Below are 24,590 nucleotides of genomic sequence, written 5' to 3'. Positions count from 1 at the left end.
CCTAATATGATCTTATCTTGCCATCATCGTTTTCAATCATGGATGTTTTTCGGGGGTCGGTCGAAATGGCAGAAAAAGAAGACGCTAAGCCCGCGAGCGGGCGCTTTAACACGAATGATGAGACGAAGCGGATCGTATGGACACAGACCGCTGGTCATTGTGAACTGTGCGGTACGGATCTAACGTTCGACTATCGTGCCGGCAAGCCAATGAAATGGGGCGAAGTGGCGCATATCTTACCCGCCAGTCCCAAGGGGCCTCGGGGACGCGCGGATCATGATGCTGAGGCGCACACTAACGATACTGCTAACCTGATGCTCCTGTGCCCAGGCTGTCATGACAACATTGATCGTGACGCAGATGGCTACCCTGAAAATGATCTGAGCGGTTTGCACCAAGCGTACCTTGAACGCATCCGACTCGCCGCAACGACCCCCGATGGTGGCAGAGCCATTCCTCTCATCGTCCAGAGTCAGCACTTTCAGACGATCAACGATATCCCCGTTCGCGATCTGTTGACTGCGATGTCCGCCGAGGGATTAACCGCCTTCGATCAAGGCATCAAAATCGCCTTCGCTGCGCCCGGACCACGTGGCAGGGACACTACCTATTGGCAGAACGTCAAAGACAGCGTCCAGTATGAGCTGGAGCAGCAACTCAAGCGTCGCGGCGGCACTTATGGCGATTCGCCCGCGCTAGCAGTAGTCGGCTTGGCCGACATTCCGGCCTTGATGATGTTGGGCCAGAGTATCGGCGACCGTTCCAAACGCTTGATCTTCTCTTTTCATCGCGAGCATCTTTTGCGCTGGCCCGATCAGTCTGCTGAGCCGCCTAGTTTTCTGTTTACGCCTCCACCCAACGGCGATGGCCCACTGGCGTTGGTGCTCTCCATTTCTGCGCAAGTTCCAGTACGCGACGTGACCGACGCTCTACCCGGTGCACGTATTGCAGAGCTGTCGATCCCAGAACCAAGCTACGCGATGGTACAGAACCGTCGGGTGATTCATGCTTTTCGCGACGCACTTCAAATACGACTGAGTCAGCTTGAGGCTCTGACTCCTGACCCCATCCACGTCTTCGCCGCCATTCCTGCGGCATTGGCCATCGAGTTTGGCGCGTTGCTCACAACACAGCATCAACATACATACCTGATCTTCGATCGGGACAAAGAAAACCAAGATCGGTTTACGCAAACACTGCAATTGGGTCCCGTGGCCCAGGAGGCTATGTAATGCTTTTGAGCAACGAACAGACCAAGCGCAGCAGTTGGGAATATTTTCTGCTTCGCGCCGCGCGGGAGATCTCGCTGTCGGAAGCGCAGTACGAAAAAATCAATGACCGCTACTCCCAACTGGAAAAAATCCTCTCGGCTTCCGACAATCCGTTGCTCGCTGAGGCTCATATTTTCGTTCAGGGCTCAATGCGGCTGAAAACGACCATTAAGCCAATTCCCGGCGCGCCTGCGGATCTGGACACCATTGATGCGGACGCGATTATCTGGCTCCCTCACGCTCAAGGCGCTGGTGCGAAGGAAGTTCTAGAGGCGATTGAGCAGCGTTTTAGGGAAGGCTCCCGCGTTCAGGAAGAAGTTAAGCAACTACGTCGTGGTATTCGAATCGTTTATGCAGACGAAAATCCAGGTTTCCACATCGATGTCACACCTGCCCGGGCGATCAACGGAAATGGCGAAGCAAACGGCGAGGGTAAGCTTGAGGTTCCGGATCGAGTCACAGGATGGAAAGCGAGCAGCCCTATTCCTTACTCGAATTGGTTGCAGGTCGCTTCCGCCCAGGAAATCTCTCTGGAAAGCTTAGTGGTTGCCAAAAGCCAGCGGATGCTTGATGCCGCGACCCAAGATCCTTTGCCGCATTATCAGGATTACATCGATCAAGATCCCCTGCGTGCGACCATTAAGCTGCTCAAGCGGCATCGCGATGAATGGGCCATCAAGACAAGGAGCGCTGATACTCGCCCAATATCTGCGGTCATCACCACTCTAGCCACGCACGCATACCTGGATGTCGTAAAGGAGTCGCAGTCGAAGCCTCTGGCACCGCTCGATGCAATTTTGGAAATCGTTCGCAGAATGCCGCAGCACATCGCGCATAGAGGTAGCGACTGCTATGTCTGCAACCCTGCCGATAACGGCGAAAACTTTGCAGAGAAGTGGAATCGACCGGGCGAGGGGCAAGGCTACCGTCAGGCATTCGCCAAGTGGCATGCGGACGCCAGTGCATCTGTGTCATTAGGTTTGGAAAGTTTTGAATCCAATGACTCCTTTGCCGAGGCAGTGAAAAAGAACTTCGGTATTGCGCCGGCGTTCATCACGGCAGTGAACAATGAAATCCCTGCGAATTGGACGATGCCCGGTCGACCGGATGGCACTACTCGAAACTCTGCTTCGATGGGTTCGCTCTTCGGAGGGGCCAGCGGTGGCGGAACCTCTCAGTCGAGCGTAAAGCCAGTTGGACGCCTTGGCTGATCCTATTAAGACACCATTGCAGCGCGGAATCGCCGCACTGCGTAACACCCTAGGTCAGGATGCTGCCGATGCATTGCTCCAGCCCGCACCCATGCGGGCTGACGAAGCGGCGTGCTTTCACTTCCCCTTGCCCATCGATTACACGGGGCAGGAGCGGCGACTGCGTATAGGTTTCCCCTCCAACTTTCCCCGCGGGCTCTTGCGGCTGAACGTCGAACCCTCTCCATGGCTGGTTTGGCCGCATGCCACTAAGTCGGGGCTTTGCCTTCATGGCTTTCAGGAACGCCCCATCATGGGCTCCCCGGAGGTCGTGGTAGAGGACAGCCTTGCTCGCTTGGCCCAGATCGTTTCGTTGTCCAAGATGGGATCAAACCAGGCAACACGCGATATCGAATTTCAGAATGAGATCACTACCTACTGGTCGTTTCAGCACGGGCAGTCATTCCAGAACCTCTTACTGTTGGATCGACCTCAGGCTGCCTCGCAGTTGTTTGCGCTCAGCGATCCGCGCCGAGCTGTGCCATCCGGTCAGGAAACGGTTTGGTTAGCATCGAATGTAGCTGCACTCAAAGGGCATTACCGACGGGTCGTCGGGCGCTCTGCTGTCATTCGTGCGGCCGAAACTCCCGGTTTTTACGTCAAGCTTCAGACTTATCCGGATATCCGCACCCCGGATCCAGAAGATTTATTGCTGTGGCTAAAGCCACACCTTCAACCAGACGATGCCGAGCAATTGCTGGCATGGTTTGAGCTGCATGGAACGTTGGCGAGTCGATGGATTGTTCTGGAGCTTCCAGGAGGCGCAGATGCTCCAACATATTGTCTCAATGTGCGTTCGCTCGGTGTACAGCAGGAGCGGGGGGCAAAGTTTGGCTTGCGTACAGCTCGCCGGCGGCCAGCTATCGCAAATGCTCATCCTCCGGCGCTCGTCCGAGCAACTGCCCTGGATGTGCTTGATCGAGCGTCCATCCTGTCCCGCGATATAAGCGGCACTGCACAGCACCTTGAAAATGCTCGAGTCGTTTGTGTTGGCGTTGGCTCATTAGGCAGTACGGTGGCAATACAATTGGCACGATCCGGTGTCGGCCACCTTACCCTCATCGATCCTGACACTTTGGTGTCAGCCAATCTGGGGAGGCACGTTCTGGGAGCGGATAGCCTAGGGAGGCTGAAAGCCTCAGCGTTGAGGGACAAGATTCTGTTAGATCTTCCGACGACAGAATGCACCGCTTATTCGACTTTTGCCGAAGTAGTGATGAGTAGCAAACCAGAAGTGTTCGATAACGCAGATCTGGTGGTGATCACGACAGCAGACTGGCAGTCGGAGGTCACTGTATGGCGAGCCAAATCCAGCGGCGCTCCTTGGGGGCTTTTACAAGCCTGGAGCGAACCGTATACCCAGGTAGGCCATGCTCTATTCGCACCAGCCGGCACCTTTGATGGCCGTCAGTTGTTCACGGACGTCGGCGATTTTTTGCATAGATTTACAGAGTGGCCGGGAGGCGGTGTTGTTCCACTGCCCGCGTGTGGCGAGAGCTTTATCCCAGGCGGCTCGCTGGGAATGACCAATATCGCCTCTATGGTGTCGCACACGGCCTTACGCGCATTGACCGGCAAGATCGCCACTGCATCTTGGGTCAGCAGCATTTACAGGCCTGAAGATGTGCTGAGCCTAGGAGGCCAATACCATGGGCCCAAACTGCCAGAGGGGACGCAGCAAATCTTACTCGAACGCGGATGGCCGGAAGATAAGGACGAAATGGTATGACGGATATCGCATGGCGCTGGCGATGGCCGGAGGTGGACTCCGAGCTATTGGTGTCCCAGGCTGTCGCGGACATCTTGGATAGTCATCGGCAGGGCCTTTTTGGCGTGGAGCGAGGTGGACAGTTATTCGTCAACCCTGTTGATCCGAAAGGTTTGCTGCTGGCCTTGGCCACGTTGCCTCATCGCGCGGATCGGTCAGGCTGGTCTTGGCTAGAGTTGGATGCGGCGCGGTGCCGTCAGGAGATCCAGGCTGCCAACGAACAAGGGTTACGTCTGGTGGGCTATTGGCATACGCATCCCCAATCCGTTCCGGTGATCTCTCCGGCAGACATCGGTAGTTTCTCCAAATTTGCTGCACGTTACACGCAGGATCTGCCGCACCCAATAGCCATTATTGTAGGCAAGTCCGAAAAACCAGAAGGTATCAAGGCGTGGTCGTTCAGGGACGGCAGATATGTTGAGGCAACCTGGGTCAGATGAACTTCAAGTCAGTGCGGTGGAAGGCAGGTCAGCGTTTATAGTTACCCGCTAGCATTAGGGCGAAGAGCTCTGCCTGAAAGCGGGCATCATCCAATGCGTTATGGTTCGGTTCGCTGAGTGGCTTCAGCGCAGCGGTCATTTTGGATGATTTTGTTTCCTTCCAGCTGCAACCTACAGCGCCCATAAAGTAGGCCTTCATGTCGATAGCGGTAAAACCAAAGGGGTTGGTTTCCAGGTATTTGTGGAAGTAATAATTGACGAATGACCAGTCAAACGGTGCATTGAGTCCTACGAAAATGACCTTTTGCCCCGTTTGGCAGGACGATCTCAGCCACTGATCAAATGTCAGCATCGCCTGTTGCGGAGTGAGACCCTCGCGCTCCAGCTTCTCCAGACTCAGCCCCGATACTGCCAGCGCTTCGGGGTCGTGTTTCGGACTGTCAGGCTGTAGTTCAAGATAGATGGACGTTTCAGGTTGGGCTACAAGACAAGCTCCAATGGAAAGCAGACTGTATTCGCCTGGTATAGGCCCAGAAGTCTCGACGTCGACGGAAACATAAAGCTCATCAGGGTGCATGTCATATCCTTTCGTGTAGTTAACTGATCACGCTCAGGCTCTTAGCCATGTGAAGGTGGAAAGGCAGGTATAGCCATTGCCCCATTTTTGCTGTTTCACTCGCTACTCGGCGTTCGAGCAGCGGCAGTGCCTGTCTACCAGCGGATTGCGCGTTCCTTTGGTCAGCTTTGGGCCCAACCATAATGATGTGTGTCATTCTCTGATGGCGGATGAGGGCCGGACGATCATGAATGAAACTGAGCGTTGGATAGTAAAATCCCAGAAAACTGAGGACGGAACTGGCGACATCATCATTGATCTGCCTCAAGAGTTGCTTGACCAAATGGGGTTAGGTGTTGGGGACGACCTGGAGCTAACGGTAGCGAATGGCACATTAGTGCTGACGCCCGTGCACAACACAATATCAGTGCGGCCCATGTTTGCTGGCGTCCTGAGTCAGGATGTCTATCATGCTTACCGCATGCGTCTGGAGACGCTTCTTCATATCTCTGTCAATGCTTCGGATCTGGACATTCACGACATGATAGTAGCTGGCTTCTCGGTCAGCCTGATAAAAATGCTTTGTGATGATGGAACCCTCAGCGACGAAGAACGCGACAGAATCATTCAACCCAAAACGCTTAAAACAAAACTGTCAGCCAATCAGCTTTTAACGTTGCATGAGAGCGATCGCCTGTTCCGGTTTGCACATATTAGCGCCATGGCCGAGGTGATCTTCGGTGACAAAGGGAAGGCCAAACAATGGCTTTCCAAACCCAAAGCCCGTTTTTTAGGAGAAAGCCCATCGGCGGTGGCCACTACAACCTTTGGCACACATCTAGTCGAAGAAATGCTGATTCAAGTGTCTGAGGGCATGTCATTTTGATTCAGTCGCAGCCAAACGGCTTCTACCGCTCCTTGAGTAACATGGATTTCATGCGCCTATGCCCGCGTCGCCTTGCCGAATACGGCATGCACGGGCATCCATGAAGCACTAGGTTTCACCCACATCGGAACCTACCGCGAGGTAAGGTTCAAGCACGGCAATGGCATAGCCGGGTACTGGCGTAAACCACTTTATCTGGTGACAGCTAGATAGAAATCATCCCGTTCAGTGGGATGAGGGGAGAAGGCGGACCAGCTGTAAAATGGCCCAGTGGTCGGCATAGGAACCTCGTGTGTCGCTGGGAGCTAAGCTGAATGATGCTTCTCGTTCGAATCAGTTTTTTTTGATCGGCCGGAGGTACAAATGAACCTGGCAGATTTTGTCTCAGTGCTTTCTGCGGGTGAGAAAATAGACGGGTGCCAACTTACCACCTCAGATGCTGTGGCCCTCGCCAGTCTGCATTTTCCTTCCCGTGCCTATTGTCTTGTTGCTGATTGGGCAATATTGGATCTCGACATTACAACACGTCAGCGAAAAGCCATTACGGATAGACAGCTAATACCTGCTCTCGTTTACGCTTTGACCGTTATCCAAGACAGTAAAGGCCGCTTCCCGCCTGGTGGTTGGGTCCGAACAACGCTGGGTGTTTCCTTCACCCATGGCTGCTTATTTCGAACAAAAAACACAGTTTATGTGCTGATGGGGACCGGTCGAAGGTTGCGCACGGATTTAGACATCGCACTGAGCCTGTGTTGAAAAAAGACTATTTCCGCACAGGTGAGTGACCGGTCGCGCTCACATAATATTTCGTGCCTGAATGAACGCTCGCTGTTGTGTCAATCTATGTTGTTACCAATCGGGCCCCGTATTTGAAGTGCGACCCGTCTGTGTCAGTCTATGTTGCTGTTGTGTGGATCCCGGGTCATCCTACAGGCCCCGATTTACGAGAAGGGCTGTGTCAAACTATGTTGTTGGCAACCAAGGGGCTGTGTTTAACAGCCCCTTTTTTCGTTTTGGATTCGATTAATTCAAGGATGCGTACTGATGCAAAGCTCTTCTGCGACTGTCCAGGCACGTTTGCACAATCGTCGGTTCGTGGTCGCGAATAACGCCCAAGGGTTGTCCGGTACCGGCACCGTGTTTCATTACCAGGTCGAAGATGGCGTGATTTCCAGCACTTACCAGGGTGGCCGAATTCGCCTGGGAACGCAGGTCGGGCGGGTGACCGGTGCAGATACCATCGAGCTGCTTTATCAGTGCGTAACCCTGGACGGCGAACTGCTGGCGGGGTGGTCACGAGGCACGGTAGGTGTGGATCACGCCGGGCTCACAACGCTGAGTTTCGTTTGGGGTTGGCTATCGGGTGCGACAGGCGGCGGTGAGTCCAGCTATGTCGAGATCACTGGCTAGAGGTATTGAAAGCACCACAAAACCTACAGGTAGGCGCATATCCCCTGTGGGAGCGGGCTTGCCCGCGAAGGCGGCGTTTCAGTCGCTGCATCTGTTACTGCACCACCGCTTTCGCAGGCAAGCCAGCTCCCACATTTGGATCTCCATCGGGTTTGTAAAAGGGGTGGGTCAAGTCCACCAATACCGCACGAGATGGAAAAAGATCGGCGCCGCAAAGCACACTGAATCCAGCCGATCCAACATCCCGCCGTGTCCTTCGATCATGTGCCCCCAGTCCTTCACACCGCGGTCACGCTTGATCGCCGACATCACGATCCCGCCGGCAAACCCCAGCAAGTTGATCAGCAGCGCGATCAGGAACGACTGCCAGGGATTGAACGGTGTGGTCCACCACAACGCCGCGCCGATCAAGGAGGACAGCAGGATCCCGCCCACAAACCCTTCCACGGTTTTCGACGGCGACAGGTTGGGCGCGATCTTGTGTTTGCCGAACAGCTTGCCGCACACGTACTGCAATACGTCCGACAGTTGCACCACGATCACTAAATAGGCGATCAGCAGCAGGTTGCGGCCTTCGTAGCCCGGTATGTCCAAGGTCAGTAGTGCCGGGACGAAGGACACGCAGAACACGGCGATCATCAGCCCCCATTGCACCTTCGATGCCCGTTCCAGAAAGTGCGTACTGTCGCCGCCCAGGGAGGCGAGGATCGGCAGCAGCAGGAACACGTATACCGGAATGAAGATCGAGAACAGCCCATACCAGTCGGCGTAAATCAGCAGGTATTGCAGCGGCAGGGCCAGGTAGAACGCGGCCACCAGGGCCGGGTAGTCGCTGCGCCGGGTGGGGGTGAGCGTAAGAAATTCGCGCAGGGCGTAGAACGACACGGCGTAGAACAACAGGATTACCGCGCCGGTGCCGAGCCAGAAGGCGACGCCGATCACTACCACCATGACCCACCAGGCGTTGATGCGGGCGTTGAGGTTATCGATCACGGCATTCGGGCTGCCACGGGTGCGCAGCTTGAGGATCAGGCCGATCAGCGAGGCGATGACCAGGATCGCGCCGATGCCGCCAAATAACATCAGGGTTTGGCTATCCATCTCAGGAATGCTCCGGGGCAAGGGCGAGCAGGGCGTCGCGGCTGCGGGCAAGGAAGGCGGCTTTGTCTTCGCCTTCTTCCAGTTGCAGGGGGGCACCGAAGCTGGTGGTGCATAGCAATGGCAGTGGCAATACGCGACCCTTGGGCATGACCCGGTTCAGGTTGGCTATCCACACGGGGACCAGCTCGGCCTGTGGGTAACTCTTTGCCAAGTGATACAAGCCGCTTTTGAAGGGCAGCAAGCCATCTTCCAGATTGCGCGTGCCTTCGGGGAAAATGATCAGCGAGTCGCCGCCCTCCAACGCCGCAAGCATGGGCTGCAAAGGGTTATCCACAGGGTCCTTGCGCTCACGGTCGATCAGCACGCCATTGAACACTCGATTGATGATGTAGCGGCGCAGCGCACTCTTGTTCCAGTAATCACTGCCGGCCACCGGGCGCGTGAATTTGCGCAGGTTCTGCGGCAGCGATGCCCATACCAGCACGAAGTCACCGTGGCTGCTGTGGTTGGCAAAATAGATGCGCTGCACCGGTACCGGCGCGCACCCCAGCCACAGGCTGCGGGCGCCGGTGACGGTGCGGGCCATGGAAGTAATCAGCGTGGCGACCACGGGTTCGAACATGGGAATTCCTTATCCGGCGAAAGGTAGCCAAGGGCTGGCGAGGATGACGCCCAAGGTCAGCAGCGCTTGCGCGCCCAGCAGCCAGGCTTGTTTACGCAACAGTTTGAGGGCGCCACGACGGCGTTCAGTCCAGGGGCGACCGGCTCGTTTGGGCGATTGCAGGCCAAGGGTTTGCAGGGCCTGGTCGAGGTCTGGCGTGCGGGTGGTGTCGCGAGCGAGCAGGGCGAACAGGTCGGCGTCAAAGGCCACCCGCAGCGCCCAATATTTTTGCAACAGGCCCAGCACAATCATCCACAGGGCCAACAGCAAGCAAATGGTGGAAATACTGGCCAGCAACAACTGGGCGAGGCCGAACAGCACACCGAGCAGCGTCAGCCCTGTGGATAACTGATCCAATGATCGGCCACGGCGCAACAGGCTGGCGACCACCTGAAGTTCCATATCAGCAGGCATTTGGCAAACCCTCCAACGCTTGACGGTGTGTGGGGTGCAGGACCACATCGGCCCGCGCTGTACGAATAATAGCCAGCGCTTGCTCAACCGTGGCGGCGCGCCCCGTGTTCAGCAGCCAGGCGGCGACGGCGGTGGCGCTGCGTGAGTAACCGAGGGCACAACACACCAACAGCGGGCCGCTCGCTCGCAGGCGTTCAATGGCGTGGGCGGCGTTCAGGCATTCGTCGGGGGTTGGGGCGATCAGGTCCAGCACGGGCACGCAGACGTAAGCACGGCCTTGTGGATCCATCGGCAGTTCGGCGCATAAGTCGACGATGCTCGCGAATGAGCGCTGTTCACCGGTTGTAGGAATGCGCCCAAGCCAGACGTTATCCACAATCAGGTCCGGCTGTGGATGTTTGCGTGTCCACAGCCGCGAATTGATCCACGCACACGCCAAATAAGGCGCATACAACCATCGGGCGGCAGGTGTAAGGCGGCCATCCGCACGTTTTTGAAAGCCCGACACGCCGATCAAAAGGTAGTTGGCCGCGATCAAACCCAGGGAAACCGCTGGCCACAGCAGCCACAGCCAGCCGCCGCCCAGTACCAAGGCAAGCGCCAGCAGTAATAGCGCGCCCAGCCCATAGCGCACAGCCAGGCGACAACGTTGGGTATCTCGCGTCAACCGCGCACTTAACAATGGGCTTGGGTGTTCTACCGGCCATAACCACACGCACAGCCATCCCGCGAGGGCGCCTGTGGGTAAGTCGATAAAGTGATGTTGATAAGTGGTCAGCACCGAAACGCCGATCAGCGCGAACCAGCCATGCACCAGCCAACGCCACAATCCTTGAGTGTGCCGCTGGTACATCACCCACAAGATCACCAGCAGCGCGATATGCAGCGAAGGCGCCTGGTTGAAGGGCTTGTCAAAACCGGCCAGCACCGCAAACAACCAACCGAACACACCGTCCAGTTCCGGCCGCTCAAACGTGAAGCGCAGTGGCCAGATCAGAAAGCAACTCACGGCAATCACCTGCGCACTCAGCAGGCGCAGCGCATGCTGTTTGAGCTCATGGCGTGTAGTGGGCAGCAGCAGGGAGAAGCCGTAAAGCAGGTCGATGGACCAATAGGGCACGATGGTCCAGGCCCAGAACGGCATGTGGCTTTCCCAGCCGAACACCAGCGTACCGACGTCACTGCGCTGGCTGGTGACCCAGGTGGCAAAGCCGTAGGTGCTGAAAAACAGCGGTGCCAACAGCAGTAGCCAGAGCACCGCAGGTTTCAATAAACCGGGTTCGCGCATGTTCAGATCTTCTGTGCCAGGGACACGGTGAAAATGCCCCACTCATCCACGCGCTGGGTGACCTTGCGAAAGCCCGCCGCTTCGACGAGTTGGTCCATTTCCGCCTGGCTACGCCGGCGCATTACCCAAGCCTGGCCCTGACGGTGGCTGGTGAGCGCGCGGGCAATCAGCTCCAATTGTGGGTGCCACGGTTGGCCGGTGTAGACCAGGTAACCACCTGGCTCCACAGCTTCGGCCAGGCCCGCCAGCGAGCCGCCGACCATGGCGTTATCGGCAAACAATTCGTACAGGCCGGACACCACGGCCAGTGTCGGCTTAGGGTCCAGGGCAGCCAGGTCAGCGCGATCGAACGCATCGCCTTTGACGAACTGAGCGATGTCCCCCAAGCCCTTCTCTCGAATCAGCGCGCCACCGTCGCGCACGTTGATGTCGCTGTAGTCGCGCAGCAGGATCGATTCCGGCAGCGGCGATACGCCTTGCAAGGCTTCCAGGATGTAGCGGCCGTGGCCGGCGGCGATGTCGACAATGCGCACTTCGCGTTGGTCGTCACGCAGCTTGGCCATGGCCAGGCGCAGTAACTCCTCGACGTTCAACTTGCGCTGGCGAATACCGCGCCAGCCAATGGAATTGAGGTAGTTGGTATCGATCATCCGCCCCAGCCCGCCCATGCCGGTAGGCTTATTGCGATACACGTAGTCCAGGGTGCTGCCGGAATCGAAGCCGGTGTCGAAGCCCAGCTTCACCCCATCCGACAGGTTTTTACCCAGGCCCATGCTGGCGCGGGTCATGCGCCAGTACAGGTCGCGCAGGGAATTGCGTGGCAACGGCGCGGCGAGGGATTCGGATTCGGCGCACGTGGCGCCAAGTTTGTCGGCGTCCAGTAGAGAGGCGCGGTCCAGCGGGTGTGCGAAGTTCTGCAAAATAAAGCGTTTGGCGCTGCTCACGGCCACGGCTCGGTCGCGTTCACCGAGGGTGTCGTGGAAAAACCCAGGGAGGATATGCAGCTCTTTTTTCAGGCTGCCGAGGCGGTCGAAAAATTGCTGCTGGGGTTTACGGTGCACCACAAAATCGGAGCCGGAGATAAGCAACTGGGTCGGCACCTGGATCGCCTGGGCGTCGGCTACAACCCGGTCGGCCGCTTCGTACAGGCCCAGCAGCACATTCACCGAAATGGCTTTGGTGATCAGCGGATCGCTGTCGTAGGACGCCACGCGTTCCGGGTCATGGCTGAGGAACTTGGCCTTGACGTAGCTGTTGACGAAAAAGTTGCCGCGAAACTTGCGCATCAGTGCCAGGCCTGGACGGGCGAAGGGCACGTACAGCTTGACCTTGAAGGCTGGCGAGGCGAGCACCAGGGCGCGGATTTTCGGCGCGTAGTCGTGAACCCAGGTGGCCGCGATCACCGCGCCGACGCTTTGGGCGATCACGGCGAGGTCTTCCTCTTCGATGCCGTAGGTTGCATTGATGTGGTCACAGAAGGTCTGCACATCGCGGGCGCTGGTAGCGAAGCTGGGGCTGTCGCCGCGCTCGCCAGGGGATTGGCCATGGCCACGGGCGTCCCAGGCGAAGAAGTCGAATTCAGGCAGGCCCAGTTCATCCACCAGGTGGGCAATACGCCCTGAGTGCTCATGGCCGCGATGGAACAACAGGATCGCCTTGCGCGGCCCGGCGCCTGCCGTGGCCGGCCAGTGCCGGTAGAAAAGCTCGACGCCATCATGGGTACTGAAGGTGTGCTGTTGCTGTTCGCGCATCGCAAAATCCTTATGCAGAAGGGGAAGTTTGTTGTTCTTTGAGGCCCTGACGCACCCGGTTGACCAAGGTGTAGGCGAGCAGGGCGGCGACCAGCCACATCACCACCTCCACCCAACCGGCGCCGAGCCAGCCCAGCGCCACGCCCGTGGCCAACACGCCGAGTACGAACGCCCGATCACTCTTGCCCATGGGCCCGTCATAACGGCGCGACGCGCCCACCATTGGCCCCAGCACTCCGGCGTACTCGCTGAATACCGCCAGCAGCGTCACCAGCAGCACCGGCGCCAGGCTCACCTCGGGGATCAATGCAAAGGGCAGGATCAGCGCGCTGTCGGCGATCACATCGCACAGTTCATTGAGATAAGCACCGAGGCGCGACTGTTGGCCAAATTCCCGGGCGAGCATGCCGTCAATGGCATTGAGGGCCATGCGCACAATCATCCACAGCGGGATCAGCGCAAACAGCCAGAGGTGTTGGGCAAAGCCCGCGATCAACAGCCCCACCAGCAGGGAAACAACCCCGGCCAGTACGGTGATCTGGTTGGCGGTGGTGCCGTTGTCATAGAGGCGCTGCACGAGAGGGCGCAGCAGGTTTTGAAAACGCGGTTTGAGTTGGTAGATGGAAATCATGGGGGGTGGCGCTTCCTTGTCCGTGAACCCGCGAAAAACTGTTCTGAAGTGTGCCGACTTATTGTTGCCGGCACTAGTGATGGCTTGCGTTTATAGGGGTTTAGTCACTGTATTAAGCACGGCGCAGGTCGAATGTGGGAGCGGGCTTGCTCGCGAATGCGGTTTGTCAGTAAAAGATATTCTGTCTGGCACACCGCATTCGCGAGCAAGCCCGCTCCCACAGGGGATTTACGGTGGCATTTGGATTGGGGGTTTCGAACAAAAATTTCACGCTTCGTGTTATATCGTAACGAATTGTGTACAAGTGGGCGTTGAGCAGATGCAAGTGGATCTAGAGGCTGACGGGGCTTCGGTTGAAGGCCTCGCGCGTTTTCAGCAGGGGCTGTTCCACGCCCGTCGATTGCGCCAGGCCGGTATCGGCCTGACGACCCTGGCCCTCAGCGGTTGGATATTGGCGCTGTTCGTAGCGTTGTTTGCACCGCTGTCGATCTGGCCGGTGGTATTGATCAACTGCGCGTCGGCCTTGCTGCTGCTGGTGGCCGGGTTGCAGTCGGCCTGGTGGGTGGCCGATTGGCGTGCCCAGGCTCTGGAAGCGCCGAGCGGCGAGTTGATCGAACCTCTCAGCGAGCCCACTCCTTGGCACAAGGGCCTGATCAACCGGTTCGGCAACGGCCTGTTGGCGCAGATTGGCGCGCCGGTGCTGTGGTTGGGCGGCTGGTCGCTGTTGGCGCTGGTCAGCATCCTGCAGTTCTGGAACTTGGGCTTGCCCGCTGCCGCCATCGGGCAGTCGGCAAGTATTGGCGCAGCGCTCGCATTGGCCCTGGCGTTTGGCCTGTTGGTATTCGAACGCCGTTTGGCCCAGGAAACCGCTGCCCAATGGCCGGAAGCCTCACAGTTGGCGCAGTTGAGCCGGATGGCAATTATTTGCCTGGTGCTCAGCGCGATCTGCCTGCTGTTTGCCAATGCGGAGTCGGTCTGGCCGTTGCGCCTGGCCACTCTCATCGGGCTGTTGCCGGCGTTGGTGGCGCTGGAGTTCCTGCTCAGGGGCGTGCTCTCGCTGTTCAGCCCGCGCCAGCCGCGCCTCGAACCGCGCTTGATGGCGCAGAGTTTTATCGCCGGCCTACTGCGTTGGCCGCCTCAGCCCTTGCTGGCGTTGCAGCATGAACTGCACAACCGCTTTGGCATCGACCTGCGCCAGATCTGGGCCTTTACCTACATGCGCCGAGCGTTTTTCCCGGTGTTGCTGGTGGTGCTGGCGGTAGGTTGGGCGCTGACCGGTGTGCATGAAGTGCCCCTGCAAGGCCGTGGGATTTATGAGCGCTTTGGTAAACCGGTCGAGGTGTTCGGCCCCGGGTTGCATGCGGGCTTACCGTGGCCGTTGGGCCGCGTACTGAATGTTGAAAACGGCGTGGTGCATGAGCTGGCGACCAGCGTCAGTGACGCCGCCACACCGGAGCTGGCCGCAGCCGAAGGCCCGGCGCCGTTGATCGCCAACCGCCTGTGGGACGCCAGCCATGTGAATGACAAATCCCAGGTCATTGCCAGCAGCAGCGGCGGCAAGCAGGGCTTCCAGATCGTCAATATGGACGTGCGCTTTGTCTACCGCATCGGCCTCACCGATCAGGCTGCGCTTGCCGCCACCTACAACAGCGCGGATATCCCGACCCTGATCCGCAGCACCGCCAGCCGCATCCTGGTGCACGATTTCGCGTCGCGCACCCTGGATGAATTACTCGGGGAAGAGCGCACCAGCCTCGCCGACGAGATTGGCCGCAGTGTGCAAGCCGACCTGCAAACCCTCGACAGCGGTGTGGAAATCCTCGCCACGGTGGTCGAGGCGATCCACCCGCCGGCCGGTGCCGCTAACGCTTACCACGGTGTGCAAGCCGCGCAGATCGGCGCCCAGGCGCTGATCGCCCGTGAACGCGGTGTCGCCAGCGAACAGACCAACCAGGCGCTGCTGCAAGCCAGCACTGCTCGCGATCAGGCCCAGGCCAGTGCCCGCGAAGTGAATGCCGGCGCCCAAGCAGCGAACCTGCGCTTTGCCGCCGAACAAAAGGCCTACGCCGCTGCGGGCCAAGCCTTCGTGCTGGAACAGTACCTGGGCCAACTGAGCCAGGGCCTGGCCCAGGCCAAGCTGCTTATTCTGGATCATCGTTTGGGCGCCGACAGCGCGCCGACGATCGATCTGCGTTCTTTTACCTTGCCCGCCGACCCGTCGGCGCCGCGCAAAGCCGTTCAATAAGGAGTTCGTCTGTTGAGCGCTCATTCCCACGATCATGATCACGGTCATCACCACCATCACGGCCACCACCATCACCATCACGGCGATGAGCAGGCGGCCGGGCCTTTTCCCTGGCGTCGCATGGCGTGGGCGGCGTTGCTGGTGCTGTTTGCCGTGGCAGCGGCGAGCCTGGTGCAAGTGCGTTCCGGCGAGGCCACGGTGATTACCCGCTTCGGCAACCCCGCGCGTGTGTTGCTGGAACCGGGCCTGGGTTGGCGCTGGCCGGCACCGTTCGAAGCGGCGATCCCGGTGGACCTGCGTCTGCGCACCACCTCCAGCGGCCTGCAGGATGTGGGCACCCGCGATGGCTTGCGGATTATTGTGCAGGCCTATGTGGCGTGGCAGGTGCAGGGCGATGCCGACAACGTGCAGCGTTTTATGCGTGCGGTGCAGAACCAGCCTGATGAGGCGGCGCGGCAGATTCGTACCTTCGTCGGCTCGGCGTTGGAAACCACGGCGGCCAGTTTTGACCTGTCCAGCTTGATCAATACCGACGCCAGCCAAGTGCGCATTGCCGATTTTGAAGCGCAGTTGCGCCAGCAGATTGATCAACAATTGCTCACCACCTACGGCGTGCGCGTGGCGCAGGTCGGCATCGAGCGCTTGACGTTGCCATCGGTGACCCTCACCGCCACGGTTGACCGCATGCGCGCCGAGCGTGAAACCATCGCCACCGAACGCACTGCCGTGGGCAAGCGCGAAGCCGCGCAGATCCGCTCCGCTGCCGAACGTGATGCGCGCATCATGCAGGCCGATGCCACTGTGAAAGCCGCTGATATCGAAGCGCAGTCGCGTGTCGAAGCCGCGCAGATTTATGGTCGTGCCTACGCTGGCAATCCGCAGCTGTACAACCTGCTGCGCTCGCTGGATACCTTGGGCACGGTGGTCACGCCGGGGACCAAGATCATCCTGCGCACCGACGCCGCGCCGTTCCGCGCCTTGGTGGACGGGCCCAAGGACCTGCAGCCATGAGCGAGCCTGAAAGCCCGGACAGCCCGTGGATCCAGGCCGGGCGCCTGACGTTCCTGGCACTGTACGCGGTCACCGTATTGGCGGCGTTGGCCTGGGCCTTTTCCAATGTGCGCCAGATCGACCCGCAGAATCGCGCCGTGGTCTTGCACTTCGGCGCCCTTGATCGCATTCAGAACGCCGGATTGTTGCTGGCCTGGCCGCAACCCTTCGAACAAGTCGTCCTGTTGCCAGCGGCCGACCGGGTGATCGAACGCCGGGTAGAAAACCTGCTGCGTTCCGATGCGGCATTGCAGGCCGATCGGGTGGCCAGTTTCGCCACGCCCTTGAGCGATGCCCTGGCCGGTTCCGGCTACCTGCTGACCGGCGATGCCGGGGTGGTGCAGTTGGACGTACGGGTGTTCTACAAGGTGACCGAACCCTACGCCTTTGTGTTGCAGGGCGACCACGTGCTGCCGGCCCTGGATCGGCTGGTGACACGCAGCGCCGTGGCCCTCACCGCTGCGCGGGATCTGGACACCATCCTGGTAGCCCGCCCGGAACTGATCGGCAGCGACAATGGCGCCGCCGAACGCCGTGAGCGGCTGCGCGGCGACCTGGTGCAAGGCATTAATAAAAGCCTGGCGGAGTTGGCGGCCAGCGGCTTGGGGCTGGGTATCGAAGCCACCCGCGTCGATGTGCAATCGAGCCTGCCAGGGCCTGCGGTGAATGCGTTCAACGCCGTACTGACCGCCAGCCAGCAAGCCGATAAAGCCGTGGCCAACGCCCGCACTGAAGCGGAAAAACTTACCCAGACCGCCAACCAAGAGGCTGACCGCCAGGTGCAAGTCGCCCATGCCCAGGCCAGCGAGCGCTTGGCCAATGCCCAGGCGCAAACCGCTACCGTTGCCAGCCTCGCCCAGGTCAAAGACCCCGGTTTGCTGTTGCGTCTGTACCGTGAACGCCTGCCGAAGATTCTCGGCCAGGCCGGTTCGGTAACCACCGTCGATCCCAAAGACGACTCCCGCTTGATCATCCAGGGAGCCGAACAATGAGCGCACCCATGCTGACCTCCGCCGAACAGCGCAGCGCTGCCCGGCAATTGACCTTGGCGATGCTCGCCCTGGGCTTGCTCATGCTGGGCCTGGTGTGGCGCTGGCTCGCGCCGGCCCAGAGCGGCGTCAGCCAGTTGCTGCTGGGCGTGGCTTCGCTGTTGGTGGCGGTGCCGGTGATGCGTTCAGCCTGGTACAGCCTGCGCTTTCCAAGCCTGCACGGCATCACCGACCAATTGATCGCCCTGGCCATGCTCGGCGCCTGGGCCACGGGCGATCTGCTCACCGCCGCGTTGCTGCCGATCATCATGATCTTTGGGCATGTGCTGGAAGAGCGCAGCGTGATTGGCTCCCAGGAAGCGATCCATGCCCTGGGCAAACTCACCCGCAGCCACGCACGCCTGGTGCAGGCAGACGGCAGCATCACCGAAGTGGATAACGGCACCTTGAACACCGGCGATATCGTCGAAGTGCGCGCCGGCGACCGCGTGCCGGCCGATGGCGTGGTGTTGTCCGGCCAGGCGAGCCTGGACACGGCGCCGATCACCGGCGAGTCGGTGCCGTTGGAAGCCAGCGTGGGCGTGCAGGTGTTTGGTGGGGCGATCAACCTTGATGGCCTGCTGCGTCTTGAGGTCACGCGCACCGGTAACGAATCGACGTTGGGCAAAGTCATTGCGCTGATGCAGAACGCCGAGCGGTCCAAGCCGCCGATCACCCGGCTGTTGGAGCGCTATGCCGGCAGCTACATGGTGCTGGTGTTGCTGCTGGCGGCCGTCACCTGGTTTGTCACCAATGACGCCCAGGCGATGCTCGCGGTACTGGTAGCGGCGTGCCCCTGTGCCTTGGTGCTGTCGGCACCGGCCACGGCGATTGCCGGGATTGCCGTGGCGGCGCGCCATGGCATCCTGATTCGCAGCTCGGCGTTCCTCGAAGAGCTGGCCGACCTGACTTCACTGGTGGTCGACAAGACCGGCACCCTGACCTTTGGCACCCTGCGCTTGCAGTCCATCGAGACCCGCGTGCCGGATCGCCAAGCGCTGCTGAACCTGGCGGCCAGCCTCGGTTCGGCGAGCAGTCACCCGGTCAGCCGAGCGTTGGCGGGGTTGGCGAGCCAGGAGCAGATGCTTGTTCTTAGCGACATCCGCGAGCGTCAGGGCCTGGGCGTGGTTGCCCAGACCGAGCAGGGCGAAGCGGCGCTGGGACGGCCGGAGTTATTTGAACAGTTGGGCATCGTCACCACCGCCGTACCCACCCATGATGGCCCGATTGCCGGGCTGGCGTTGAACGGCGAGTTCCTCGCCTGGCTGCTGTTGGCCGACAGCGTCAAACCCGAAGCGCGCCAGGCCCTGCAAGAGCTGCGTGACTTGGGCCTGGGCCGCCAACTGCTGCTGACCGGCGATCGCCAAAGCGTGGCCGACAGCCTGGCGCTGGACGTGGGCATCAGTGATGTCGAAGCCCAAGCGCTGCCGGAAGACAAGCTCAACCGCGTGCTGGGCGAAATCAGCAGTGGCTTCAGGCCAATGGTGGTGGGCGATGGCATCAACGACTCCCTGGCGCTCAAGGCCGGTGTGGTCGGTGTGGCCATGGGCGCGGGCGGTGCGGACATCGCCCTGGCCTCGGCGGACGTGGTGCTGATCGGCAGCGATTTGCGCCGCCTGGGCACCTGTGTGCGCTTGAGCCGCCAGTGTCGGCAGACGTTGCAGGTCAATGTGATCATTGGCTTGGGCTGGACGCTGGCCATTGTGGTATTCGCCGCATTTGGCTGGTTGGGGGCGGCGGGCGCGATGATCGCGGCGGTGCTGCATAACCTCAGTACCTTGCTGGTGTTGGGTAATGCCGGGCGTTTGCTGCGCTTCCAGGAGCCGCTGTTAAAGCTTGAGGAATAATTTCAGAAATATTTGCTCAAGGCTGTAACGCCGACAGGGGGCCTCACTCTAGTGCTGTGTCGAGACTGAACAATCCGTTCAGACCGGCTCCACTACTGATCATGAGGAATACAACAATGAGCATTAAATCCGCTGCTGCTGGTGCCGCCCTCGCAATGGCCGCTGCTTCTCTGTTCGCGGGTGTGGCCACTCAGGTACAAGCCGCAGACGCCACCGTGCACTGCTACGGCGTGACCTCCTGCAAAGGCATGAACGATTGCAAAACCAAGGACCACGCGTGCAAGGGCCAGGGCGAGTGCAAAGGGATGGGCTTCAAGGCCATGACCAAGTCGGCCTGTGACGCCGCTGGCGGTAAAGTCGGCGAGTAACCGGCACACGAGTGCAACCGCGGCGGCTGCCTGCCACCGCTGCGGACACTTTGCCCAGGAGTGAGTCATGTCCGCGTCCCTTCCAAGTCTGGGTTACGGCCTGGGTTTGCGCAGTGAGTACTACCACCAGATCCTTGAACAGTCGCCGGCCGTGGATTGGTTCGAAGTGATCTCCGAAAATTACTTGGTACAGGGCGGCAAGGCCTTGTACTACCTGGATGCGATAGGCGAGCGTTACCCCTTGGTGATGCACGGTGTGTCGTTGTCCATCGGCGGGCCGCATGCCCTCGATACCGATTACCTGAACCACATCAAACAGCTCGCAGAGCGCATTCAGCCGGCGTGGATTTCCGATCACCTGTGCTGGAGCCGCGGTAGTGCGCACCAGCTACATGACTTGTTGCCCCTGCCTTACACCGAAGAAAGCCTTTACCACGTGGCCGGCCGTGTACGTCAGGTGCAGGACGTGTTGCAGCGTCCGCTGGTGCTGGAAAATGTCTCCAGCTATGTGCGTTCCAAGGCGGATGAATTCACCGAGTGGGAGTTCCTCAACGCCTTGGCCCACCTGAGCGGCTGCCAGTTGCTGCTGGACGTCAACAACGTCTACGTCAGCGCACGTAACCATGGTTTTGATGCCTGGACCTTCATTCGCAACCTGCCACCCGAAAGCATTCGCCAGCTGCATTTGGCGGGGCATATGGACTATGGCGACTATGTGGTCGATACCCATGACCATCCCGTGTGCGACCCGGTGTGGGCGCTGTATCAGCAAACTCTGGAGCATTTGGGCCCGGTGTCGACGTTGCTGGAACGCGATGACCATTTTCCGCCCTTCGAAGAGTTGCTCACCGAGTTGAACAAAGCCCGTGAGTTGGGTGCCAGCGCCTTGGCCCGGAGAGCGTTATGCGCCTGATCGACTGGCAGTTGGCGTTTGAGCAGCATCTATTATCCGAAGCACCCGCGGCCAACAGTGGCTTTGCCGCCACCTTGCTGGGAGGGCCGACATTGGATGTAGACACCGGCCTGGCGATTTACCACAACGCTTACCTGTCGCGTCTGCAAGAAGTGCTGCGCCATGACTTCGGTGCCATCTGGTATTGGCTGGGAGATGAGGAGTTTTGCTCACTGACCGAGGCCTACATCCGCCGTTATCCCTCGGCCCATTACAGCGTGCGCTGGTTGGGCGAGCGCTTTGCGATGTTTATCGTTGAGCATCTGATGGCTGCGCAAAGTGCGCCTTTGGCTGAGTTGGCACGCCTGGAGTGGGCGTTCACCTTGGCGTTTGACGCCGCCGAAGGGGAGCCGCTGACCTTGAATGACATGGCGCACCTGGCGCCTGAAGACTGGCCCACCTTGCAGGTTGCGCTGGCGCCTTCGGTGCAGCAGCTGCTTTGCCGCTTCAACACGGTGGCGATCTGGCGAGCCAGCAAGGATGAGTCGGATTTCCCCGGCAGCCAGACGCTGGAACCGGCGCAAATCTGCCTGGTGTGGCGCAACCAGAACCGCTGCCACTACCGCAGCCTGGAAGCCGCTGAAGCCTGTGCGCTGTCGGGCATGGTGACCATGGGCTGGAATTTTTCAGAACTGTGTACTGAGCTGGCGGTCACTTATTCAGAGGGGGCGTCGCTGCAAGCGGCCACTTGGCTGAAACAGTGGGTCCAGGAAGGTTTGCTCGAGCGCCGAGCGCCATAGAAGGAGGTTATTCATTCGATAGCTTCCTACTTTGTTTGGCATGGTCTACCCTCACAGCAGACGTCTGAAACAAGGGGGGACTACTCATGCTCGCGCAACTTCCACCGGCCTTACAGAATCTTCAGCTACCGCTGCGTCTTCGACTCTGGGACGGCCATGAATTCAACTTGGGCCCTGAGCCCAGTGTCACCATCGTGGTCAAGGACCCCACGGTTGTCTCCAAGCTGACCCATCCAACGCTCGACTCACTCGGCGAAGCCTTCGTCGAGGGCAAGCTGGAGCTGGAAGGCTCCATCACCGAAGTGATCAGGGTATGTGACGAGTTGAGTCACGCTTTGGTCGATGACGACGAGGGGAGTCGTCCGGTGCGCTCGATTCACGACAAGGCCACCGACGCCGCGGCCATTTCCTACCATTACGACCTATCCAACGAGTTCTACCAGCTGTGGCTGGACCAGGACATGGCGTACTCCTGCGGTTATTTTGAAACCGGCAGCGAGTCGATCGACCAAGCCCAACAAGACAAATTCCGCCACCTGTGCCGCAAGTTGCGGCTGCAGCCAGGTGAGTATCTGCTCGATGTGGGCTGTGGCTGGGGCGGGCTGGCGCGCTATGCCGCGCGGGAGTTCGGGGTAAAAGTGTTCGGTATCACCTTGAGCAAGGAACAACTGGCCCTGGCCAAGGAGCGGGTGAACGCCGAAGGCCTGCAAGACCAGGTCGACCTGCAATTACTCGATTACCGCGACCTGCCCCAGGACGGTCGTTTCGACAAAGTGGTAAGCGTGGGCATGTTCGAACACGTCGGCCACGCCAACCTGGCGCAATACTGCCGGACCTTGTTCGGCGCAGTGCGTGAAGGCGGCCTGGTGATGAACCATGGCATCACCGCCAAGCACACCGACGGCCGCCCCGTGGGCCGTGGCGCTGGTGAGTTTATCGAGCGCTACGTGTTCCCGAACGGCGAACTGCCGCACTTGGCGATGATGACCGCCCAGATCAGCGAAGCGGGGCTGGAAGTGGTCGATGTCGAAAGCCTGCGTATGCATTACGCCCGCACATTGGACCATTGGAGCGAACGCCTGGAAGACAACCTGGAAGCGGCGGCGAAGATGGTGCCTGAGCAGGCGCTACGTATCTGGCGGCTGTACCTGGCCGGTTGCGCTTACGCGTTTGCCCGTGGCTGGATCAACCTGCACCAGATATTGGCGGTAAAACCCCATGCCGATGGCGGGCATGAACTGCCGTGGACGCGGGAAGATCTCTACCGCTGATCTCCAGACACTGAAGATCGAAACTGTGGGAGGCTGGCTTGCCTGCGATAGCGTTGTATCAGGACCGGATGAGTCGACTGACACACCGCCATCGCAGGCAAGCCAGCTCCCACATGGGTTGTGTGTTGTCTGTCAGAGGATGGGTGAGATCAAGCGCGCCACGCGCATCCCCAGTTGCTGCAGGCGACGGGTCTCGCGGCTTTCTTCCTGGCTGACTTCATGGGCCAGGGCAAAGTCATCCAGCAACATCTGTTCAACCTGGCTGGCGAAGGCTTCATCCACCGTCAGCAGCATCACTTCAAAATTCAGCCGGAACGAACGGTTGTCCATGTTGGCGCTGCCAATGGCGCTGATTTCGCTGTCCACCAACACCACCTTCTGATGCAAAAAGCCTGGCGTGTAGCGAAACACCCGCACGCCCGCTCGCACCGCTTCGTTGGCATACAGGCTGGATGCGGCGTACACGATGCGATGGTCGGGCCGTGACGGCAGCAGCAGGCGCACATCTACCCCGCGTAACACCGCCAGGCGCAGGGCGGCAAACACCGCCTCGTCGGGAATGAAGTAGGGGCTGGTGATCCACACCCGCTCGGTCGCGGCGTGGATGGCCTCGACGAAAAACAGCGAGCAGGTTTCATAAGGGTCCGCTGGCCCGCTGGCGAGCAACTGGCAGAGCACGCCGTCTTCCGGGTAGGCGTCCGGTAGGATCAGCGGCGGCAGTTCCCGGGCGGCCCAGAACCAGTCCTCGGCAAACGACTCCTGCAGGCACGCCACCACTGGGCCTGTGACCTGCACATGGGTATCGCGCCATGGTGCCAGCGGCGGTTTTTTACCCAGGTATTCATCGCCTACGTTATGCCCGCCGACAAACCCGGTGATGCCGTCCACCACGACGATCTTGCGATGGTTACGGAAGTTGACCTGGAATCGATTGAGCCATCCACTGCGGGTGGCGAACGCCTTGACCTGCACGCCAGCGTCACGCAGCGCTTGCACATAACGATGGGGCAGGGCGTGACTGCCGATGCGGTCGTAGAGCACGTAAATGGCTACGCCCTGGGCGGCTTTTGCCTTCAACAAGGCCTGTAACTGGCGGCCCAGTTCGTCATCGTGAATGATGAAAAACTGGAACAGCACGGCGGTCTTTGCGTGACGGATAGCCTCGAAGATCGCGCCGAAAGTGGCATCGCCATTGATCAACAGGCGCACTTCATTGTTGGCCAGGCACGGCATACGGCCCAGCTTGGGCATGGCGCGCAAGGAGGCATAGGCGCTGGAGTTGCGCGCTGCGAGCGCTTCCTCCACCCACGGGCGCCAGTTCAACTCGGTGATGGCCGTGTGCATTTCCTGGTTGGCCTGGCGACGGGCCTGGATGTACGCGTCGAAGGTGCTGCGGCCAAAAATCAGGTAGGGGATCAACGTCAGGTAGGGCATGAACATCAGTGACAACGCCCAGGCGATCGAGCCTTGTGCGGTGCGCACGGTCAGTACTGCGTGGATCGCGGCGAGCGTTCCCAGAAAGTGCAGCGTGGCAATGACGTAGGCGAGCAGGTGCGGGCCAAAGAAATCCATGAACGACGTAACTCCAGGCAGTCCAGTGCGTAACAGACCATGAACGGCTGTGAATGTCGCTATTTTATTTGCCATGCAACACTGGCTGCT

23 protein-coding genes and 1 pseudogene are annotated in these 24,590 nt (G+C 59.6%); 16 read left to right on the top strand and 8 right to left on the bottom strand.

Annotated elements, in window-relative coordinates:
• The first annotated feature begins 65 nt into the window (after nt 1–65).
• From QK296_RS02065 to QK296_RS02050, 4 genes are read left to right on the top strand one after another with little or no spacing between them, the layout of a single operon-like run.
• The gene (locus tag QK296_RS02065) at nt 66–1,232 is read left to right on the top strand and encodes an SAVED domain-containing protein (RefSeq protein ID WP_282390548.1); all 1,167 of its coding nucleotides are present in this window, start codon (nt 66–68) and stop codon (nt 1,230–1,232) included.
• On the top strand, nt 1,232–2,482 hold the full coding sequence (locus tag QK296_RS02060; protein WP_019334920.1) for a nucleotidyltransferase: 1,251 nt from the start codon (nt 1,232–1,234) through the stop codon (nt 2,480–2,482). The genes QK296_RS02065 and QK296_RS02060 overlap by 1 nt, the downstream gene beginning before the upstream one ends.
• Nucleotides 2,466–4,250 (top strand): ThiF family adenylyltransferase, encoded by a 1,785-nt coding sequence (locus tag QK296_RS02055; protein ID WP_019334921.1) that lies wholly within the window; start codon nt 2,466–2,468, stop codon nt 4,248–4,250. Before QK296_RS02060 ends, QK296_RS02055 begins: the two co-directional genes overlap by 17 nt.
• On the top strand, nt 4,247–4,729 hold the full coding sequence (locus QK296_RS02050) for a Mov34/MPN/PAD-1 family protein (protein WP_019334922.1): 483 nt from the start codon (nt 4,247–4,249) through the stop codon (nt 4,727–4,729). The genes QK296_RS02055 and QK296_RS02050 overlap by 4 nt, the downstream gene beginning before the upstream one ends.
• A gap of 28 nt (nt 4,730–4,757) precedes the next feature.
• Here the strand turns inward: QK296_RS02050 and QK296_RS02045 are convergent, their stop codons facing one another.
• The gene (locus QK296_RS02045) at nt 4,758–5,306 is read right to left on the bottom strand and encodes a 3'-5' exonuclease (protein WP_099236594.1); all 549 of its coding nucleotides are present in this window, start codon (nt 5,304–5,306) and stop codon (nt 4,758–4,760) included.
• Between the two features lie 226 nt (nt 5,307–5,532).
• On the opposite strand from QK296_RS02045, the gene QK296_RS02040 reads away from it, so the two are divergent.
• From QK296_RS02040 to QK296_RS02025, 4 genes and pseudogenes are all read left to right on the top strand, one after another.
• Nucleotides 5,533–6,171: an antitoxin Xre/MbcA/ParS toxin-binding domain-containing protein gene (locus QK296_RS02040; RefSeq protein ID WP_306533188.1), complete on the top strand. Its 639-nt coding sequence runs from the start codon at nt 5,533–5,535 to the stop codon at nt 6,169–6,171.
• A 19-nt stretch (nt 6,172–6,190) separates the two neighbouring features.
• Nucleotides 6,191–6,384 (top strand): annotated as a pseudogene (locus QK296_RS02035) (N-acetyltransferase); the annotation flags it as partial.
• A 150-nt stretch (nt 6,385–6,534) separates the two neighbouring features.
• Nucleotides 6,535–6,927: a hypothetical protein gene (locus QK296_RS02030; protein ID WP_074321239.1), complete on the top strand. Its 393-nt coding sequence runs from the start codon at nt 6,535–6,537 to the stop codon at nt 6,925–6,927.
• A 288-nt stretch (nt 6,928–7,215) separates the two neighbouring features.
• Entirely contained in the window at nt 7,216–7,581 is a 366-nt protein-coding gene (locus QK296_RS02025; protein WP_282390544.1) for a hypothetical protein, read from the top strand.
• A 168-nt stretch (nt 7,582–7,749) separates the two neighbouring features.
• Here QK296_RS02025 and QK296_RS02020 read toward each other — a convergent pair whose 3' ends face one another.
• The 6 genes from QK296_RS02020 to QK296_RS01995 are packed head-to-tail and all read right to left on the bottom strand — an operon-like array spanning nt 7,750 to nt 13,427.
• Nucleotides 7,750–8,682, bottom strand: a complete 933-nt coding sequence (locus tag QK296_RS02020) for a phosphatidate cytidylyltransferase (protein ID WP_003195814.1) — start codon at nt 8,680–8,682, stop codon at nt 7,750–7,752.
• A gap of 1 nt (nt 8,683) precedes the next feature.
• On the bottom strand, nt 8,684–9,304 hold the full coding sequence (locus tag QK296_RS02015; RefSeq protein ID WP_003195812.1) for a lysophospholipid acyltransferase family protein: 621 nt from the start codon (nt 9,302–9,304) through the stop codon (nt 8,684–8,686).
• Between the two features lie 9 nt (nt 9,305–9,313).
• Nucleotides 9,314–9,757, bottom strand: coding sequence for a hypothetical protein (locus QK296_RS02010; protein ID WP_054896098.1), 444 nt, complete (start codon nt 9,755–9,757; stop codon nt 9,314–9,316).
• A complete protein-coding gene (locus QK296_RS02005; protein ID WP_281913077.1) occupies nt 9,747–11,045 on the bottom strand; it encodes a phosphatase PAP2/dual specificity phosphatase family protein in 1,299 nt (432 codons plus the stop codon). The genes QK296_RS02010 and QK296_RS02005 overlap by 11 nt, the downstream gene beginning before the upstream one ends.
• A gap of 2 nt (nt 11,046–11,047) precedes the next feature.
• Nucleotides 11,048–12,796: a bifunctional alpha/beta hydrolase/class I SAM-dependent methyltransferase gene (locus tag QK296_RS02000; RefSeq protein ID WP_282390543.1), complete on the bottom strand. Its 1,749-nt coding sequence runs from the start codon at nt 12,794–12,796 to the stop codon at nt 11,048–11,050.
• A gap of 10 nt (nt 12,797–12,806) precedes the next feature.
• Nucleotides 12,807–13,427 carry a CDP-alcohol phosphatidyltransferase family protein gene (locus tag QK296_RS01995; RefSeq protein WP_003195803.1) on the bottom strand — a complete coding sequence of 207 codons (621 nt, stop codon included), beginning with the start codon at nt 13,425–13,427 and terminating at the stop codon, nt 12,807–12,809.
• A gap of 319 nt (nt 13,428–13,746) precedes the next feature.
• On the opposite strand from QK296_RS01995, the gene QK296_RS01990 reads away from it, so the two are divergent.
• The 8 genes from QK296_RS01990 to cfaB all read left to right on the top strand — a co-directional run bounded on the left by QK296_RS01990 (nt 13,747) and on the right by cfaB (nt 22,928).
• Nucleotides 13,747–15,672: a protease modulator HflK gene (locus tag QK296_RS01990; RefSeq protein ID WP_094773983.1), complete on the top strand. Its 1,926-nt coding sequence runs from the start codon at nt 13,747–13,749 to the stop codon at nt 15,670–15,672.
• Between the two features lie 9 nt (nt 15,673–15,681).
• Nucleotides 15,682–16,683 carry a protease modulator HflC gene (locus QK296_RS01985; RefSeq protein ID WP_164692220.1) on the top strand — a complete coding sequence of 334 codons (1,002 nt, stop codon included), beginning with the start codon at nt 15,682–15,684 and terminating at the stop codon, nt 16,681–16,683.
• Nucleotides 16,680–17,714: a protease modulator HflK gene (locus QK296_RS01980; protein ID WP_282390542.1), complete on the top strand. Its 1,035-nt coding sequence runs from the start codon at nt 16,680–16,682 to the stop codon at nt 17,712–17,714. Before QK296_RS01985 ends, QK296_RS01980 begins: the two co-directional genes overlap by 4 nt.
• On the top strand, nt 17,711–19,597 hold the full coding sequence (locus QK296_RS01975; RefSeq protein WP_057710623.1) for a cation-translocating P-type ATPase: 1,887 nt from the start codon (nt 17,711–17,713) through the stop codon (nt 19,595–19,597). The genes QK296_RS01980 and QK296_RS01975 overlap by 4 nt, the downstream gene beginning before the upstream one ends.
• Nucleotides 19,598–19,713: 116 nt before the next feature.
• Complete coding sequence (locus tag QK296_RS01970) at nt 19,714–19,965, top strand: membrane protein (protein WP_003195792.1); 252 nt, start codon at nt 19,714–19,716, stop codon at nt 19,963–19,965.
• A 67-nt stretch (nt 19,966–20,032) separates the two neighbouring features.
• Nucleotides 20,033–20,878 carry a DUF692 domain-containing protein gene (locus QK296_RS01965; RefSeq protein ID WP_003195790.1) on the top strand — a complete coding sequence of 282 codons (846 nt, stop codon included), beginning with the start codon at nt 20,033–20,035 and terminating at the stop codon, nt 20,876–20,878.
• Nucleotides 20,869–21,657 (top strand): DNA-binding domain-containing protein, encoded by a 789-nt coding sequence (locus QK296_RS01960; RefSeq protein WP_057710622.1) that lies wholly within the window; start codon nt 20,869–20,871, stop codon nt 21,655–21,657. Before QK296_RS01965 ends, QK296_RS01960 begins: the two co-directional genes overlap by 10 nt.
• 86 nt (nt 21,658–21,743) lie before the next feature.
• Nucleotides 21,744–22,928, top strand: coding sequence for a C17 cyclopropane fatty acid synthase CfaB (cfaB, locus tag QK296_RS01955; RefSeq protein WP_034134113.1), 1,185 nt, complete (start codon nt 21,744–21,746; stop codon nt 22,926–22,928).
• Between the two features lie 132 nt (nt 22,929–23,060).
• On the opposite strand, the gene cls is transcribed toward cfaB, so the two are convergent.
• Nucleotides 23,061–24,500: a cardiolipin synthase gene (gene cls, locus QK296_RS01950; protein ID WP_034134112.1), complete on the bottom strand. Its 1,440-nt coding sequence runs from the start codon at nt 24,498–24,500 to the stop codon at nt 23,061–23,063.
• Nucleotides 24,501–24,590: the final 90 nt, after the last annotated feature.

The organism is Pseudomonas sp. AL10, from assembly GCF_029960685.1.
Lineage (GTDB): Bacteria > Pseudomonadota > Gammaproteobacteria > Pseudomonadales > Pseudomonadaceae > Aquipseudomonas > Aquipseudomonas lactis.
The sequence above is the reverse complement of the archived record's forward strand: the minus strand, read 5'-3'. Positions and strand labels throughout refer to the sequence as shown.